The 16126-nt window shown below is 71.1% G+C and carries 16 protein-coding genes; 8 read left to right on the top strand and 8 right to left on the bottom strand.

The window, feature by feature from the left end:
• Positions 1–23: 23 nt before the first annotated feature.
• Positions 24–425 carry a hypothetical protein gene (locus NJ376_RS17965; RefSeq protein WP_252954658.1) on the bottom strand — a complete coding sequence of 134 codons (402 nt, stop codon included), beginning with the start codon at positions 423–425 and terminating at the stop codon, positions 24–26.
• 87 nt (positions 426–512) lie between these two features.
• Positions 513–2102 carry an ABC transporter substrate-binding protein gene (locus tag NJ376_RS17960; RefSeq protein WP_252954657.1) on the bottom strand — a complete coding sequence of 530 codons (1590 nt, stop codon included), beginning with the start codon at positions 2100–2102 and terminating at the stop codon, positions 513–515.
• Positions 2103–2357: 255 nt separating this feature from the next.
• On the opposite strand from NJ376_RS17960, the gene NJ376_RS17955 reads away from it, so the two are divergent.
• Genes NJ376_RS17955 through NJ376_RS17935 form a run of 5 tightly spaced genes read left to right on the top strand, consistent with a single transcriptional unit; the run spans position 2358 to position 7798 of the window.
• Positions 2358–3905 (top strand): ABC transporter substrate-binding protein, encoded by a 1548-nt coding sequence (locus tag NJ376_RS17955; RefSeq protein WP_252954656.1) that lies wholly within the window; start codon positions 2358–2360, stop codon positions 3903–3905.
• Positions 3902–4876: an ABC transporter permease gene (locus tag NJ376_RS17950; protein WP_252954655.1), complete on the top strand. Its 975-nt coding sequence runs from the start codon at positions 3902–3904 to the stop codon at positions 4874–4876. Before NJ376_RS17955 ends, NJ376_RS17950 begins: the two co-directional genes overlap by 4 nt.
• Positions 4873–5784 (top strand): ABC transporter permease, encoded by a 912-nt coding sequence (locus NJ376_RS17945; RefSeq protein ID WP_252954654.1) that lies wholly within the window; start codon positions 4873–4875, stop codon positions 5782–5784. Before NJ376_RS17950 ends, NJ376_RS17945 begins: the two co-directional genes overlap by 4 nt.
• On the top strand, positions 5781–6764 hold the full coding sequence (locus NJ376_RS17940; protein WP_252954653.1) for an ABC transporter ATP-binding protein: 984 nt from the start codon (positions 5781–5783) through the stop codon (positions 6762–6764). Before NJ376_RS17945 ends, NJ376_RS17940 begins: the two co-directional genes overlap by 4 nt.
• Positions 6761–7798, top strand: a complete 1038-nt coding sequence (locus NJ376_RS17935) for an ABC transporter ATP-binding protein (protein ID WP_252954652.1) — start codon at positions 6761–6763, stop codon at positions 7796–7798. The genes NJ376_RS17940 and NJ376_RS17935 overlap by 4 nt, the downstream gene beginning before the upstream one ends.
• Positions 7799–7988: 190 nt before the next feature.
• Here the strand turns inward: NJ376_RS17935 and NJ376_RS17930 are convergent, their stop codons facing one another.
• From NJ376_RS17930 to NJ376_RS17905, 6 genes are all read right to left on the bottom strand, one after another.
• The gene (locus NJ376_RS17930) at positions 7989–9194 is read right to left on the bottom strand and encodes an MFS transporter (RefSeq protein WP_252954651.1); all 1206 of its coding nucleotides are present in this window, start codon (positions 9192–9194) and stop codon (positions 7989–7991) included.
• On the bottom strand, positions 9191–9982 hold the full coding sequence (locus NJ376_RS17925) for an NAD kinase (protein ID WP_252954687.1): 792 nt from the start codon (positions 9980–9982) through the stop codon (positions 9191–9193). Before NJ376_RS17925 ends, NJ376_RS17930 begins: the two co-directional genes overlap by 4 nt.
• A 23-nt stretch (positions 9983–10005) precedes the next feature.
• Entirely contained in the window at positions 10006–10851 is an 846-nt protein-coding gene (locus NJ376_RS17920; protein WP_252954650.1) for a carbon-nitrogen hydrolase family protein, read from the bottom strand.
• Positions 10852–10991: 140 nt separating this feature from the next.
• Positions 10992–11381 carry a hypothetical protein gene (locus NJ376_RS17915; protein ID WP_252954649.1) on the bottom strand — a complete coding sequence of 130 codons (390 nt, stop codon included), beginning with the start codon at positions 11379–11381 and terminating at the stop codon, positions 10992–10994.
• Between the two features lie 349 nt (positions 11382–11730).
• Positions 11731–12723, bottom strand: a complete 993-nt coding sequence (moaA, locus tag NJ376_RS17910) for a GTP 3',8-cyclase MoaA (protein ID WP_252954686.1) — start codon at positions 12721–12723, stop codon at positions 11731–11733.
• A 120-nt stretch (positions 12724–12843) separates the two neighbouring features.
• The gene (locus NJ376_RS17905; RefSeq protein WP_252954648.1) at positions 12844–13023 is read right to left on the bottom strand and encodes a DUF3553 domain-containing protein; all 180 of its coding nucleotides are present in this window, start codon (positions 13021–13023) and stop codon (positions 12844–12846) included.
• Between the two features lie 86 nt (positions 13024–13109).
• On the opposite strand from NJ376_RS17905, the gene NJ376_RS17900 reads away from it, so the two are divergent.
• The 3 genes from NJ376_RS17900 to NJ376_RS17890 all read left to right on the top strand — a co-directional run bounded on the left by NJ376_RS17900 (position 13110) and on the right by NJ376_RS17890 (position 15934).
• A complete protein-coding gene (locus NJ376_RS17900; protein ID WP_252954647.1) occupies positions 13110–13721 on the top strand; it encodes a histidine phosphotransferase family protein in 612 nt (203 codons plus the stop codon).
• An 81-nt stretch (positions 13722–13802) separates the two neighbouring features.
• Positions 13803–15083 (top strand): glutamate-5-semialdehyde dehydrogenase, encoded by a 1281-nt coding sequence (locus NJ376_RS17895; RefSeq protein ID WP_252954646.1) that lies wholly within the window; start codon positions 13803–13805, stop codon positions 15081–15083.
• 239 nt (positions 15084–15322) lie between these two features.
• Positions 15323–15934: a nicotinate-nucleotide adenylyltransferase gene (locus tag NJ376_RS17890; protein ID WP_252954645.1), complete on the top strand. Its 612-nt coding sequence runs from the start codon at positions 15323–15325 to the stop codon at positions 15932–15934.
• Positions 15935–16126: the final 192 nt, after the last annotated feature.

The raw sequence follows: 16126 nt of genomic DNA, 5'->3' as shown, positions 1-16126 counted from the left end.
ACGCGACGGTCCGACCACGAAACTCAAGGAGTCCAGGGGCCTTGCAGCCTTCGGCGGGTGGAGTTTGAGGAGGGCAGCGCCCTCAATGCCTTGGCCAGCGTCGTCAGGTCCTGGAACCGGTGCTGCGCCTGGATGTAGCCCCGCACGTTCCGTGTCGCGACATGCGGGTTGGTGTCATGCACCACGAAGACCAGCAGCGCTGGGTCCACCACCCGTTCATGCACCTTCGCCATCAGCCTATCCACCTCCACGCTGTCGAAGGTCCGCGTGGCGGTGTCGATCGGCCTGTCCGTCTCGGTGTCCTTGTAGTGGCTCCAATTCACCCCGGTCGGCGCGATCTGCCCCGAATGGAAGAAGCGAATCAGCGCATAGAGCGGGTCGCTGGTCACATAGGCCACGTTGTTCGCGGTGGCGTTCCTCGCCAATTCCCCCGCCGCGCCCTGGCGAGGACCCCGGAGCTGGGCGCCGCCGGAATGACGGCCCGCCGGGATCTCCAAGCGCCGTGTCGCGGGTTACTCCGGCCGCACCCCCATGGCCAGCGTCCGCTCATCCATCCGCGCCTCGTGCCGCAGGCCGCGGCGCACCGCCCAGCTATTCACCAGCTGGAAGAGCGGGATGATGGCCACGTCGTCCGTCGCCAGCTTCACCGCCTGACGCAGCAGCGCCGCGCGCTCCGCATCGTCCAGCGTCGCGGCCGCGCGCGCCGTCAGCGCATCCAGCTCCGGGTTCGAATAGCGGCCGACATTGCTGGCGCCGGTCCGCTTCTCCCGGTCGAAGGTGCCGAGGATGTTGACCAGCGCATAGCTCGCTTCGCCTGTCACGCTGCCCCAGCCGCCGAGGCGGATGCCGTATTCCTGGCGGGAGGAGCGGACGGAGAAGCTGGCCCAGGGCGCCGCCTCCACTTCCGTGCGGATGCCGATGCGGGTCCACATCTGCGCCACCGCCTGGGCGGCGCGGGCATCGTTCGGGTAGCGGTCGTTCGGCGTGTGGAAGACTAGGCGGAAGCCGTTCGGGTAGCCTGCCTCCGCCAGCAGCCGCTTCGCGCCGTCCGGATCATAGGCCGGCGGCTTCACCTCCGGATTGTAGCCGAAGGTGCCTTCCGGCAGCCATTGCCCGGTGGGCAGGGCGGTCCCCTCCATCACCCGCTCCGCCAGGGCCTGGCGGTTGATGGCGATGGACAGCGCCCGGCGCACCCGCACGTCGTCGAAGGGGTTCGCCGCCAGGGGCTTGCCCTCATTGTCCGTCACGAAGGGCACTTGGCCACGGCGGGAGCGGTCGGGCGTCGCATAGATCAGCCGCAGCCCCTGGATCTCGGAGAGGTGGATGCGCGGCTCCCGCCGCAGCTTCGCCATGTCCGAGGACGGCACCTGGTCGATCACCTCCACATCGCCGGCCAGCAGCGCCGCGGTGCGCGCTGCGTCATTGGCGATGAAGCGGTAGGAGACCCGGGCCCAAGGCTCCATGCCGCGGAAATAACCCTCATTGCGGGCCAGCTCGGTGCGGTCGCCGGGGCGGTAGGCGACGAAGCGATAGGGACCGGTGCCGATCGCCGCCTTGCCGCTGTTGTAGTCCTCGGTCGAGGCGCCCTCCCCGGCATGGCGGGAGATGACGGCGACCGAGGCCAGCTCGGTCGGCAGCAGCGGGTGGGGAGCGGCGGTATGCAGGCGGATGGTATGGGCGTCCACCACCTCCACCTTCTGGATGGCGCGGACGAAGCCGCCGAAGCCGCCCGGGCTGCCCGGCACGTTCGGCGTGCGGCCGATGGTGAAGGCGACATCCTCGGCGGTGAAGGGCTTGCCGTCATGCCAGGTGACGCCCTGGCGCAGCTTGAACTCCCACACCGTGCCGTCGATCACCCGCCAGCTATCGGCGAGGCCGGGATAGGGCTGTGCCTTGGCGTCCCGCTCCACCAGCCGGTCGAACAGGTGCATCGACAGGCTGTTGTTGGGGGAGGCGTTGTAGAAATGCGGGTCCAGCGAGGTGACGGCCCCGCCGATGCCGATGGAGAGGCTGGGCGCCGCCCCGCCCTGGGCCTGGGCGGCGCCGGGGGCGCACAGGGGGGCCAGCAGCAGGCTGGCGGCAAGGGCGAGGGCTGGGCGCATGGCAGTCTCCGGCGGGCTTTGCCCCCAGCTTTAGCAGCCCGGGGCGCCGCTGGCATCCCGCTTGCGTCCTCCTGGCCGGGCAGGGGAAGGGCAGGGCGAATGCCGGCAAGGCAGGCAGGGCGGTGCCGGGGGCTTGGGCAGGCTGCCCCGGCAGCAGCGGCTGGAAGGGCACAAAGCGCGCTGCTACAGTGGCGCAGGGCTGGGCTTCCGGGGTTCAACATGAAACAGGGTCTGCGTGCGGCGGGCAGCGCCGCGATGCTTGCGTGCCTGCTGGCGGGGGGCGCGGCGGCGCAGACCCTGGTGATGGGCGTCGGCGCGCCGGTCACCTCCCTGGACCCGCACTATCACCAGCTCTCCCCGAACACCGCGGTCGCCCACATGATCTTCGGCGGGCTGACCATGACGGACAGCCATGCGCGGGTCGTCGCCGACCTTGCCGAAAGCTGGCGCGCGGTGGACGAAACCACATGGGAGTTCAAGCTGCGCACCGGCGTGCGCTTCCACAATGGCAGCGAGTTCACCGCGGAAGACGTCGCCTTCACCTTCCAGCGCGTCCCCAACGTGCCGAATTCCCCCTCTTCCTATGCCATCTACACGCGGCCGATCCGGCAGGTGGAGATCGTCGATCCGCTGACCATCCGGCTGCGCACCGCCGCGCCCTATCCGCTGATGCCGACCGACCTGGCCAGCGTCATGATCCTGGACCGGGAGACCCATGCCCAGGCGACGACGGAAGGCTTCAATGCCGGGCCCATGGCTGTCGGCACCGGGCCCTTCCGCATGGTCAGCCACCGCAATGGCGACCGGATCGAGTTCGAGCGGAACGAGACCTATTGGGGCACCAAGCCGCACTGGCAGCGCGTGACCTACCGGATGATCACCAATGACGCCGCCCGCACCGCGGCGCTGCTCGCCGGCGATGTCGAGGTGATCGACCAGGTGCCGACGAGCGACCTGGCGAAGCTGCGCGCCGACCAGCGCCTGACCCTGGCGGAGGTGACCGGGCTCCGCCTCATCTTCCTCAGCCTCGACCACAGCCGGGCGGAGAATTCGCCCCAGGTGGCGGACAATGACGGCAGGCCGATCCGGCAGAACCCGCTGAAGGATGTGCGGGTGCGGCGGGCCCTCTCCATCGCCATCGACCGCGGCGCGATCACCGAGCGGATCATGGAAGGCTCGGCCATCCCCTCCGGCCAGTTCCTGCCGGAAGGCGCCTTCGGCTACGTCCCCGGGCTGAACCCGCCGCGCCCGGATGCCGAGGCGGCGCGGAAGCTGTTGGCGGAGGCGGGCTTCCCCAACGGCTTCCGCCTCACCCTCAGCGGGCCGAATGACCGCTACCCGAATGATGCCCGCATCATCCAGGCGATCGGCCAGATGTGGACGCGCATCGGCGTGCGCACCACGGTGGAGGCGCAGCCCTGGACCAGCTTCGTCGGCCGCGCCGCGCGGCAGGAGCTCTCGGCGTTCCTGATCGGCTGGGGCACCTCCTCCGGCGAGGCCTCCAACCCGCTGCGCAACCTGGTCGCCACCTTTGACCGGGAGAAGGGCTACGGCGCCTCCAACCGCGGCCGCTACTCGAACCCCGAGGTGGACCGGCTGACCGCCGCCGCGATGCAGGAGCTGGACGATTCGAAGCGCGAGGAGCTGCTGCGCCAGGCAACCCGCGTCGCCTTCGAGGATGTCGGCATCATCCCGCTGCACATCCAGAAGAACGCCTGGGCCATGCGGCGCGGCCTGACGATGGATGCCAGGGCGGATGAGCTGACGCGGGCGCAGGATGTCCGTCCGGCGGCGCCGCGATGACCGTCTTCCTCCTTCGCCGCCTGATCCAGGCGGCCGGCGTCGTGCTGGCCATGTCGCTGCTGGTCTTCCTCGGCGTCTATGCCATCGGCGATCCGGTGGAGATCCTGATCAGCCCCGAGGCCGACCAGATCGAGCGGGAGCGGGCGGTGAAGGCGCTCGGCCTCGACCTGCCGCTCTGGCAGCAATACCTGGTCTTCCTGGGGCGCGCGCTGCAGGGCGATCTCGGCCGCTCCTTCGTGTTCAACGAGCCGGCGCTGCAGCTCATCCTCCAGCGCATGCCGGCGACCCTGGAACTGGCCTTTGGCGCCACCTTCGTGGCGCTGCTCATCGGCCTGCCGCTCGGCCTCTATGCCGGACTCCGGCCGAAATCGCCGCTGTCCAAGGGCATCCTGGCGGGCAGCATCCTCGGCTTCTCGCTGCCCACCTTCTGGGTCGGGCTGATGCTCATCATGGTCTTCGCCGTCCAGCTCGGCTGGCTGCCCAGCACGGGGCGGGGCGAGACGGTGGAGGTGCTCGGCATGCGCTGGTCCTTCCTGACGCGGGACGGGCTGGCGCATATGGTCATGCCGGCGCTCAACCTCTCCCTCTTCAAGATCAGCCTCGTCATCCGCCTGACCCGCGCGGGGGTGCGGGAGACGATGCTGATGGACTACGTGAAATTCGCCCGCGCCAAGGGGCTCTCCCCCTCCCGCGTCACCTTCGTCCACGTCTTCAAGAACATCCTGATCCCGGTGGTGACGGTGGTGGGGCTGGAATTCGGTGGCACCATCGCCTTCTCCGTCGTGACGGAAAGCGTCTTCGCTTGGCCGGGCATGGGCAAGCTGATCATCGACAGCATCAACGTGCTCGATCGGCCGGTGATGGTGGCCTATCTGATGATCATCGTGCTGCTCTTCATCACCATCAACCTGGTGGTGGACATCACCTATTCGGTGCTGGATCCCCGTGTCCGGCTGGAGGGCAAATCGTGAGCAGCACCACCGCGGGCAGCGTTGCCCCGCCGCGGGTCGAGACGCCCTTCCGCCGCTTCGCCTCGGAATTCGCCGAGAGCAGGCTGGCGCTGTTCGGGCTCGCACTCTTCACCCTGATTGCCCTGGTGGCGATCTTCGCCCCCTGGATCGCGCCGCAGAACCCCTACGACCTCGCCCAGCTCGACATCATGGACGGGCGGCTGGAGCCGGGGAGCGTCGGCGGCGCGGACTTCACCTACTGGCTCGGCACGGACGACCAGGGCCGGGACATGCTCTCCGGCATCATGTACGGGCTGCGCATCTCCCTCCTCGTCGGCGCCGGCTCGGCCGTCATCGCCTGCCTGGTCGGCGCCTCGCTCGGCATGATCGCCGCCTATGCCGGCGGACGGACGGACAGCCTCATCATGCGGCTGGTCGATCTGCAGCTCTCCTTCCCGGCCATCCTGGCGGCGCTGATGATCCTCGCCTTCCTGGGCAAGGGCATCCTCAACGTCGTCATCGCCCTGGTGGTTGTGGAATGGGCCTATTACGCCCGCACCGTGCGCGGCTCCGCGCTGGTGGAGCGGCGGCGGGAATATATCGAGGCGGCGCAATGCCTGGCGCTGCCCACCCGCCGGATCATCTTCCGCCACCTGCTGCCGAACTGCCTGCCGCCGCTCATCGTCGTCGCCACCATGCAGGTGGCGCGCGCCATCGCGCTGGAGGCAACGCTCTCCTTCCTCGGCCTCGGCGTGCCGATCACCGAGCCCTCGCTCGGCCTGCTCATCGCCAATGGCTATGAGTACATGCTGAGCGGGAAGTACTGGATCAGCTTCTACCCGGGCATCGCCCTGCTGGTGACCATCGTCTCCATCAACCTGGTCGGGGACCAATTGCGCGACGTGCTGAACCCGAGGCTGAAGCGGTGACGACGCCGACGCTCGAGGCCCGCAACCTGCGGACGCATTTCTTCACCCGCGCCGGCGTGGTGAAGGCGGTGGACGATGTCTCCTTCACCGTGGAGCGCGGCAAGGTGCTCGGCCTGGTGGGCGAGAGTGGCTCGGGCAAGACCGTGACCGGCTTCTCCATCCTCGGCCTGGTCGATCCGCCGGGGCGGATCGTCGGCGGGCAGATCCTGTTCCGCGGAACCGATCTGGCGACGCTGAGCGAGGCGGAGATGCGCCGCCTCCGCGGCAACCGCATCGCCATGATCTTCCAGGATCCGATGATGACGCTGAACCCGGTTCTGCGCATCGATACCCAGATGATCGAGACGGTGCTGGCCCATGCCAAGGTCAGCAAGGCGGAGGCACGGCAGCGGGCGCGGGATGCGCTGGGCCAGGTAGGCATCCCCTCGCCGGAGGAGCGGCTGCAAGCCTATCCGCACCAATTCTCCGGCGGCATGCGCCAGCGCGTCGCCATCGCCATCGCCCTGCTGCACAAGCCGGACCTCATCGTGGCGGACGAGCCGACCACCGCGCTCGACGTGACGATCCAGGGTCAGATCCTGGCGGAGGCGCAGAAGCTCTGCGCGCAATACGGCACGGCGCTGATCTGGATCACCCACGATCTCTCGGTGGTCGCCGGCCTCGCCGACGACATCGCCGTGATGTATGCCGGCAAGGTCGTAGAAAGCGGACCGGTCGGCGAGGTGCTGGACGCGCCGCTGCATCCCTATACGAATGGCCTGATCGGCAGCGTGCCCAGCCGCAACCATCGCGGCGCGCCGCTCAGCCAGATCCCCGGCATGACCCCCTCGCTGCTCAACCTGCCGCCGGGCTGCGCCTTCCGCGCCCGCTGCCCGCGCGCCGAGGCCCGCTGCGCCGAGCCGCCCCCCTTCGCGGAATACCTGCCCGGACGGCATGCGCGCTGCATCCACCCGCATCTCGATCAGGCGGTGCCGGCATGAGCGAGACCCTGGAAGCCCCGGCGATGCGGACCACCGACGCACCGCCAATCGTCGAGGCCCGCGGCGTCTCCCGGCGCTTCTCGAAGACGCTGGATTTCGCCGCGAAGCTCGCCCGCCGCCTCGGCGTGAATGTGCGGGAGGAGGTGGTGCATGCGGTGGATGGCGTCGATCTCGCCATTCGCCGCGGCGAGGTCGTCGGGCTGGTCGGCGAGAGCGGCTGCGGGAAGTCCACCCTCGGGCGGATGATCGCCGGCATCCTGCCGCCGAGCGATGGCGTCATCCTCTCCCATGGCCGCGACCTGCGCAGCCTGGACGGGCCCGAGGCGCGGCGGGTGAAGCTCGCCACCCAGATGATCTTCCAGGACCCCTACGCCTCGCTCAATCCGCGGCTGAAGGTGGAGGAGATCGTCGGCGAGGCGCCGCTGGTGCATGGGCTGGTGCGGCGCGGGGACCTCGCCGGCTATGTCGATGAGCAGCTTCGCCGCGCCGGCCTCGATCCCGCGCTGAAGAAGCGCTACCCGCACCAGTTCAGCGGCGGCCAGCGGCAGCGCATCGGCATTGCCCGCGCGCTGGCGGTGCAGCCGGACTTCCTCGTTTGCGACGAGGCGGTGGCGGCGCTCGATGTCTCCATCCAGGCGCAGATCCTCAACCTCTTCATGAAGCTCCGGAAGGAGCTGGACCTTACCTACCTCTTCATCTCGCATGACCTTGGCGTGGTGGAGCACCTCTCCGACCGCGTCGTCATCATGTATCTGGGGCGGGTGGTGGAGGAGGCGCCGGCGGAGGAGGTCTTCCGCTCGCCCAACCACCCCTACACCCAGGCGCTGCTGGCGGAGGTGCCGCGGATCGACACGCGCAAGCGCAGCTTCGCGGGCGTGCAGGGGGAAATCCCCTCGCCGCTGCACCCGCCCAGCGGCTGCCATTTCCACCCGCGCTGCCCGCATGCGATGGAACGCTGCAAGCTGGAACGGCCGGCGCTGAAGGCGATCGCGCCGGGGCGACGGAGCGCGTGCCATCTGAACGATATGGTGTGAGGTTGGGGTCCTGCCCCCAAGGCCCCCGGCAGGAGGCTTTGCCTCCTGCACCTCCGCCGGGGAGGGGACCCCTTCCCGGCCCCCGGTGTGAGTCGGCAGGTTCAAACCACGGGTCTGGAACTCGGACGGGGGTCCGGGGCCCGGTCCTGGCCCCGGCGGGGGTATGGGGGCAGAGCCCCCATCGCCGCCATCACCGCGCCGCCCGGAAGAACGTCGCCGCCGCCACGCAGCCCAGCCCTGCCAGCAGCCAGGGCACCGGCCCGTAGCCGCCCATCCCCTCCCACAGCAGCGCGATCGCCAGCGGCGCCAGGGTCCGCGGCAGCAGGGAGAGCATGGTGAGCGCCCCGGTGATGGTCCCGTAGGCTTCCCGTCCCAGAATCTCCGCCACCCCCGCCGCCCGGACGATGGTCATCAGCCCGTCCGCCATGGCCCAGAGCAGCGCGTAGAGCAGGAAGGGCAGCAGCGCCGGCGGCGCCAGGGCCAGCACCAGCATGGCGCAGGGCGTCAGCAGCGTCGCCAGCTTCCCGACGCCCCGCATCGTCACCCGCTTCCCCAGCGCGAACAGCAAGGCCCGCGCCGCCACCTGGAAGGGCCCGTGCAGCGAGACGATGAGAATCACCATCGGCTCCGCCAGCCCGCGCTCCCGCAGCATGGGGATGACGTGCGCCGTCAGCCCGATGCTGACGAAGCTCAGCGCGGCGAAGCAGGCGGCGATCTGCAGGAAGGCCGGGCGCCGCACCGCCTGCCACAGGCTGAAGCCCGGGCGCGGCGCGGTGCTCGGCCGCTCGCCCTCGGCCGGCAGCAGCCAGAGGGTCAGCGGCAGCACCACGGCCTGCAGCGCCGCCAGCGCCAGCAGCGCGCCGCGCCAGCCGAGGCCCTCGATCAGCAGCGCGGTCAGCGGGGTGAAGATGGTGGCGGTGAAGCCGGTGACGAAGGTGATGCCGGTGATGGTCCGCGCCGGGTCCCGCGCCATGGCCACCACCACCGCCATGGCCGGCGCCCAGAGCGAGGCGGCATGGGCCAGGCCCATCAGCAGCCAGATCCCCCAGAAGACGGGGAGGGAGGAGGTGCCGGCCCAGGCCAGCAGCAACAGCGCGCCCGCGCCCGCGCCCCAGGCCACCATCCGCCGCCCGCCGGAGCGGTCCACCATCCGCCCCACCGGAATGGCGGCGAGGCCGGAAACGAGAAGGGAGAGGGTCAGCCCGGCATTGAAGGCCGCCCGGCTCCAGCCGAGCTCGGCCTCGAGCGGCGCCCCGAAGAGCGGGAAGGCATAGTAGAGCGTGCCCCAGCCGATGGTCTGGCCAAGGGCGATGCCCCAGAGGAGACGGGTGTCGGAGGCGGACGGCGCCGCGTCCCCGGGCGCCGCCTCCTCCGCCCTCGCAGCCGGCTGGCTCACACCGTGAACTGCTCCGCGATGATGCGCTCGGACAGGCCATGGTCGGGGTCGAAGAGCAGGGTCAGCGACATGCTGCGGTCCTCCCGCACCTCGACGCGCCGCACCTCCCGCACCTCCGTGTAGTCCGCCACGGCGGCGACCGGGCGCTTCTCGCCCTCCAGGATCTCGAAGGCCACCTCGGCATCGGCAGGCAACAGCGCGCCGCGCCAGCGCCGCGGGCGGAAGGCGGAAATCGGCGTCAACGGCAACAGGTTGGCGCCAAGCGGCACGATGGGCCCATGCGCCGAGAGGTTGTAGGCCGTGCTGCCGGCGGGGGTGGAGACCAGCACCCCGTCGCAGATCAGCTCCGCCAGCCTCTCCTTGCCGTCGATCAGGATGCGGATCTTGGCCGCCTGCCGCGTCTCCCGCAGCAGCGAGACTTCGTTGATCGCCAGCGCCTCCCGCACCTCGCCGCTGGCGGTTGTGGCGCGCATGCGGAGCGGGTGCAGCATGGCGGCCTGGGCATCGGCCAGGCGTTCCGGCAGCGCCTCCTCCCGGTAGTCGTTCATCAGGAAGCCGACGCTGCCGCAATTCATGCCATAGACCGGGATGTTCCGGCCCAGCAGCCGGTGCTGCGTCTCCAGCATGCAGCCATCGCCGCCCAGCGCCACGATCGCCACCGCCTGGTCGAGCGGCGCATCTCCGTAGCGGGCGACGAGGCGGGTCCGGGCGGCGCAGGCCACCTCCGCCGAGGAGGCCAGGAAGGCGATGCGCCCGGCGAAATCCCCGGGGCTGAGGGTGACCGGCAGCGGGAAGCCTGGCGCGGCGTCGCTCACAGCGCGATCGGCCGGGCATCGCGGTGCGCCAGCACCGGCATGTCCCGCCGCACCCGCGCCGTCACCCCGCTGTCGATCCTGGCAGTGGCCCAGCCCACGCCGTCCGAGACCTTAGCCACCACATGCCCCCAGGGGTCCGCCACCAGGGAATGGCCATAGACGGCGCGCATCTGGCCCCGCTCCTCATATTGCCCCCAGGAGGCGGCGGCGAGGATCCAGCACTGGCTCTCGATGGCGCGGGCGCGCAGCAGCACCTCCCAATGGTCCTTGCCGGTGGCGAGGGTGAAATTGGAGGGGACGAGGATCGCCTCTGCCCCCGCCCGGCGCAGGGCGATGTACTCCTCCGCGAAGCGGATATCGTAGCAGATGGTGCAGCCGAAGGTGAGGCCACCGGCCTCAAAGGTCACCAGCCGGTCGCCGGCGCCGTAGAGCGCGCTCTCGCGGTAGCCGGTGCCGTCCGGGCCGGTGATGTCGAAGAGGTGGATCTTGCGGTAGCGGGCGATCTCCATCCCCGCGGGGTCGAAGACCACGGTGGTGTTGAACAGCTTCCCGTCGCCCGCCTCGACCATGCTGCCGCCATGCACATGGATGCCGTGGCGGCGGGCGAGGCTGCGGAGCAGCTCATAGGCCGGGCCGCCGGGTTCGCCGCTGCCCTCGGGCGGCAGTACCTCTGCGGCAGCCATGCGAGCCTCGCGGCCGCCGCCGAGATTGGTCCAGGTCTCGGGCAGGGTGACGAGGCCGGGGCGGTCGGCCTCGACGGCGGCGGTGATCAGCCGCTCGGCCTCCGCCAGGTTCCTCGCCTTGTCGCTGCCCTGGTTCATCTGGATGACGCTGACGCGCATCGCGTGGAATTCCTGCTCCAGTCCCGCGCATCAAGCCGTGGCGGGGGCCTCAGGGCAAGGGGAGGGGAGCAGGGGAGCGGCATGGCCGGCAGCCTGCCCTCAGGCCGAGGGGCCTGCGGCAAGAGGACGGGCCGCCCGGCTCAGCGGCGGGGCCAGTCGAGGCGCGGCTCGGACCGGCTGGCGCGGCCGCTTTCCGGCCAGGCGGCGGGGGGCGGCACCGGCGGGGCGGTGCGGGGCAGGCTGTCCTCCGTGGCGCGCATCCCGTGGCCCGGCACCTCCAGCCAATCATCCGCCGCTGCCGAACGGCGCGGCGCGTCCGAGAGGCGAAGGGACAGGCTGCGCAGCTCCGCCTGGATCTCGTCGAGCTGCGCCTCGATCAGGTCCAGCCGGCCCTTCAGGCCGAAGACGCTGAAGGGCATCAGCAGGAAGGCGAGGCCCAGCAGCAGCAGCAGCAGAAGGGCCAGCAGCCCGGTCCATTCCGGCATGCCCGGCACGGCGAGGCGGGTCGCCATCTCCTGCAGCAGCTCCATCGCCTCATCCCCTCGCGGCAGGCCCGCGGGCGACTGGCCCGGCAGGCTGGAAAACCTGGCCCCGACACTAGCTTGAGCGGCCCTGGCCGGGCAAAGCCATGCGCCGGTCGTTCCGCCAGGGAGGGAGCGGCCTGTGTCTTCGCCGCCGCGCCGGTCATGCGGCGACGTCGTGGGCGGGAGGGCAGGGGAGGACACTCTGCCGGTGCGCGATCGCTCTGACTCGTGGCTCAGTCGCGAATTCGTGGCGCTGGAATTCGTGGCGCTGGGCGACGCTGCCTGGCCGACATGCCCGGAGCGTGATGGCCGGCGGCCGAACCTCGAAGTCTGCGCGACTTCGGGATTGGCTGCACTAGCCGCCGGTCACGCTCATATGCCGGCCCACTGCCGGCCGGTTGTGGCGGCGGTCGATGACGAAATCATGCCCCTTCGGCTTGCGGGCGATCGCCGCCTCGATGGCGGCGCGCAGCCCGGCATCGTCCACCTCCGGGTCGCGCAGCGGCCGGCGCAGATCCGCCGCATCCTCCTGGCCCAGGCACATGTAAAGGGTGCCGGTGCAGGTCAGCCGCACCCGGTTGCAGGATTCGCAGAAATTATGCGTCATCGGGGTGATGAAGCCGAGCCGCTGGCCGGTCTCCTTCACCACGAAGTAGCGGGCCGGCCCGCCGGTGCGGTAGTCGGTCTCCTCCAGCGTCCAGTGCTCCCGCAGCCTGGCCCGCACCATGGAGAGCGGCAGGTACTGGTCCACCCGCTCCCCGGTGATCTCGCCCATCGGCATGGTCTCGATCAGGGTCAGGTCGAAGCCGTGCTCGCCGCACCAGGTGATCATCCGGTCGTACTCGCCCTCGTTCACGCCCTTCATCGCCACGGCGTTGATCTTCACGGCGAGGCCGGCGGCCTTGGCGGCGAAGATGCCGTCCAGCGTCTTTTCCAGCTCGCCCCAGCGGGTCATCGCCTTGAAGGTGGCGGGGTCCAGGCTGTCGAGCGAGACGTTGATGCGCCGGACCCCCGCCGCGTACAGCCCCTCCGCCATGTGGCCGAGCTGGGTGCCGTTGGTGGTGACCGTCAGCTCTTTCAGCCCGCCGGCGCCGAGGCGCGCGCCGAGGCTCTGGAACAGGGTCATCACCCCCTTCCGCACCAGCGGCTCCCCGCCCGTCAGCCGGATGCGCTCCACGCCGAGGGAGATGAAGGCGCCGCAGAGCCGGTCCAGCTCCTCCAGCGTCAGCACCTCCCGCTTCGGCAGGAAGGTCATGTCCTCCGCCATGCAGTAGACGCAGCGGAGATCGCAACGATCCGTGACGGAGACACGTAGATACGAGACCCGACGGCCGAACGGATCAATCATGGCGCCATGCCCGGGCTTCATCAGCTTGTCCACGCCACGCATTTGGTCCGCATCCCCCGGGGGCTGCAACCCCCGCCATGCCCGCGCCGGCCGGTTTCCCGGTGGTGCCCGAGTCGGGGGTCAGGCCTCGTCGCGGTCCAATATGTCCAGCGTGACCTGTTTCGCATTGATCAGCAGCTTGCCCGCATGCTCGAAATTCACCGTCACCCGGTCACCGATCACCGACTGGACCTGACCGATGCCCCAATCCGGACGCGCCGGGTGCCGGACCCACATGCCCGGCTCGATCAGGCCGGTCACGATTTCCGCCCCATGGCGGCGCAAGGATTGAATAACCGGAATGTGATCAACACGAGACGACCCGTTCCCCGCAGGATGAACCAGCAATGAGTGCCGCTTCCCGCCTTTCCCGACTGGTCGCCGCGCGGCTGTGCCATGACCTCGGCGGCGTGGTCGGCGGCCTTTCCGGCACCCTCGACATGCTGGACCAGGGTGATGCCGAAATGCTCGCCCTGTCACGTGAATCCGTGGGCGCGCTGCGGCAGCGCCTGCGGCTCTATGCCGCCGCCTGGGGCGCGCAAGGCGGGCCGCTGGACGCCCCGGCATTGGCGGCGCTGCTGAGCGGCGCCCCGGCCTCCCCCCGGGTGCGGTTCGAGGTGCCGGCGCTATCCCCCGCCGCCCCGGTGCCGGCGGCGCTGGTGCCGCTGGTGCTGAACGCCGCGCTGCTGGGGGCGGAGGCGCTGCCGCGGGGCGGGCTGGTCCATCTGGCGGGCGATGCCGAGGCGGGCTTCACCATCCTGCCGGAGGGGCGGAACGCCGCCTGGCCGGCCGGGATGCTACGCCTGCTGGCGGATGACGACCTGGAGGCTGCCCTGGAGGAAGGCCCGCGCCGGGTGGTGCTGCCGCTGCTGGTCACCCTGGCGGGGGAGGCAGGCTACGCGCTCTCCCTGGTCATGGGGGTGGGGCCGGTGGCGCCGCTGCTGCTGGCCAGGGCCTGAGCGGGGCCGCGCCATCACCCGGCACGGCGCACCCTTCCCCCGCCCTCTCCCCCGCGCTACGCATGGTCGCGGGAGCTCGCAATGAACGCCATCACCGACACCACCCCTGCGCTGGACGCCATCGTCCTGCTCGAGACCGCCGCCCGCGCCGCCCGCGCGGCCGCCGCGGAGCTCGCCCGGGCGCCGCGACCGGCGAAGGACCGGGCGTTGCGGGAGGCGGCTGCCGCGCTGCGCCGGGCCACGCCCGCCATCCTCGCCGCCAATGCCGCGGATGTGCTGGGCGCGCCGGACCTGTCCCCGGCCTTCAAGGACCGCCTGACCCTCACCCCCTCCCGCATCGAGGCGATGGCGAAGGGGCTGGAGGAGGTCGCCGAGCTGCCCGACCCGGTGGGTCGCACCCTGGCGGAATGGACCCGGCCGAACGGCCTGCGCATCCGCCGCATCGCCCAGCCGCTCGGCGTCATCGGCATGATCTTCGAGAGCCGGCCGAACGTCGCCGCCGATGCCGCCGCGCTCTGCCTGAAATCCGGCAACGCCGTCATCCTGCGCGGCGGGCGGGAATCGCTCCGCAGCGTCGCCGCCATCCATGCGGCGATGGCGGCAGGGCTGCGCGAAGCCGGGCTGCCGGAGGCGGCGGTGCAGGTCGCGCCCAATGCGGACCGCGCCTTCGTCGGCGCCATGCTCGGCGCCGCCGGGCTCATCGACCTCATCATCCCGCGCGGCGGCAAGGGCCTTGTCACGCGGGTGATGGAGGAGGCGCGGGTGCCGGTCCTCGCCCATGCCGAGGGGCTCTGCCACACCTATGTCCATGCCGCGGCGGAACCGGAGATGGCCCGCCGGGTCCTGACCAATGCCAAGATGCGCCGCACCGGCGTCTGCGGCGCGACCGAGACGCTGCTGATCGACGCCGCCATCGCGCCCTCGCTGCTGCCTCTGCTGGTGGCGGACCTCAAGGCGCTGGGCTGCGATTTCCGCGCCGATGATCGCGCGCGGGCGATCTGCCCGGCGCTGCCGGCCGCTTCGGCCGGGGATTTCGGCACCGAATGGCTGGATGCCATCCTGAACGTCGCGGTGGTGGACGGGGTGGCGGCGGCCATCGCGCATATCCGCCGCCATGGCTCGGAGCACACCGAGGCGATCATCACCGAGGATGCGGCGGCGGCCGAGGAATTCCTCGCCGGCATCGCCTCCGCGGTCGGGCTGTGGAACGCCTCCACCCAGTTCTGCGACGGCGGGGAATTCGGCTTCGGGGCGGAGATCGGCATCGCCACCGGCAGGCTGCATGCCCGCGGGCCGGTGGGGTTGGAGCAGCTCTGCACCTATCGCTACCATATTCTTGGCACCGGGCAGGTCAGGCCCTGAGGACTGGTGCGGCATCCCGTGCAAGCGGCACGGGCGCCTGCGCCGGCTTCCTCCTTGGTCGCGCGGCGCGCGCTTGCGGCCAGGTCGCGGGGGAGAGGTGCAGCCGGGGGCCGGTCGCGCGATCCGCGCCTTCGGTGAAGATCGCCGCATGCGATCGCGCTTTGGGTATCTGGTCGTGCGATTCACGCTTTCGGCGGAGCGCCGGAGGTGATCGCGCTCTGGGAGGGGACGACAGGACCATGCCGGGATTGCCCGGCCCCGCCGGGGATCGGCGGCGGGCGCGCATCGGGCTGCTGGGCGGCAGCTTCAACCCGGCCCATGCCGGGCATCGCCATGTGGCGGAACGGGCGCTGCGGGCGCTGCGGCTGGACCAGGTCTGGCTGCTCGTCTCCCCGGGCAACCCGCTGAAGCCGCGCGCCGGCATGGCGCCCTTCGCCGAGCGCCTGGCCTCCGCCCGCGCCATCGGCGACGGCGTCCGGGTGCTGGCGACGGAGCTGGAGGCGCGGCTGCACAGCCGCTTCACCGTGGACACCCTGGCCAAGCTGGTCAGGCGGTTTCCTCGCGCCCGCTTCGTTCTGCTGATGGGCGCGGATAACTTGCACCAGTTGCCGCGTTGGCGGCGGTGGCGGCGGCTGGCGCGCGGCACCCCCATTGCGGTGCTGCCGCGGCCGGGCGAGACCCGGAAGGCGCTGAACGGCCAGGCGGCGCATGCCCTGGCGCGCTGGCGCCGCCGCCCGGCGGCGCTGCTGGCGCAGCCGGCGCCGGACCACGCCCCCTGGTGCCTGGTGCCGGCCCGGGAACATCCGGCCTCCGCCACCGCCATCCGGGCGGCGCGGGGCGGATTGGGCTAGAGTGTACTGACGCGTTGAGAGAGGAGGCGGCCATCGCCCGCAGCCCGAAGAAGGCCCCTGCCGGGGAGGAGAGCATCGCAATCCCGCCTGCCGCGCCGAAGCGCCGGGCCCGCCCGGCGGCTGCCGCGGACGCGGCGGCTGCGCCCGAGGCGGCGGCCAAGCCGCGCACCCGTAAGGCAGCGCCGGCGGTGG

This window comes from Siccirubricoccus soli, assembly GCF_024178315.1.
Lineage (GTDB): Bacteria > Pseudomonadota > Alphaproteobacteria > Acetobacterales > Acetobacteraceae > Siccirubricoccus > Siccirubricoccus soli.
The sequence above is the reverse complement of the archived record's forward strand: the minus strand, read 5'-3'. Positions and strand labels throughout refer to the sequence as shown.

Bases quoted from the DNA above. Each gene is read 5' to 3' on its own strand.
- NJ376_RS17915 (WP_252954649.1), bottom strand. From the start codon at position 11,381: ATGGAGCTGCTGCAGGAGATGGCGACCCGCCTCGCCGTGCCGGGCATG.
- moaA (WP_252954686.1), bottom strand. From the start codon at position 12,723: ATGATTGATCCGTTCGGCCGTCGGGTCTCGTATCTACGTGTCTCCGTC.
- NJ376_RS17920 (WP_252954650.1), bottom strand. From the start codon at position 10,851: ATGCGCGTCAGCGTCATCCAGATGAACCAGGGCAGCGACAAGGCGAGG.
- NJ376_RS17950 (WP_252954655.1), top strand. From the start codon at position 3,902: ATGACCGTCTTCCTCCTTCGCCGCCTGATCCAGGCGGCCGGCGTCGTG.
- NJ376_RS17890 (WP_252954645.1), top strand. From the start codon at position 15,323: ATGCCGGGATTGCCCGGCCCCGCCGGGGATCGGCGGCGGGCGCGCATC.
- NJ376_RS17935 (WP_252954652.1), top strand. From the start codon at position 6,761: ATGAGCGAGACCCTGGAAGCCCCGGCGATGCGGACCACCGACGCACCG.
- NJ376_RS17895 (WP_252954646.1), top strand. From the start codon at position 13,803: ATGAACGCCATCACCGACACCACCCCTGCGCTGGACGCCATCGTCCTG.
- NJ376_RS17955 (WP_252954656.1), top strand. From the start codon at position 2,358: ATGCTTGCGTGCCTGCTGGCGGGGGGCGCGGCGGCGCAGACCCTGGTG.
- NJ376_RS17900 (WP_252954647.1), top strand. From the start codon at position 13,110: ATGAGTGCCGCTTCCCGCCTTTCCCGACTGGTCGCCGCGCGGCTGTGC.
- NJ376_RS17960 (WP_252954657.1), bottom strand. From the start codon at position 2,102: ATGCGCCCAGCCCTCGCCCTTGCCGCCAGCCTGCTGCTGGCCCCCCTG.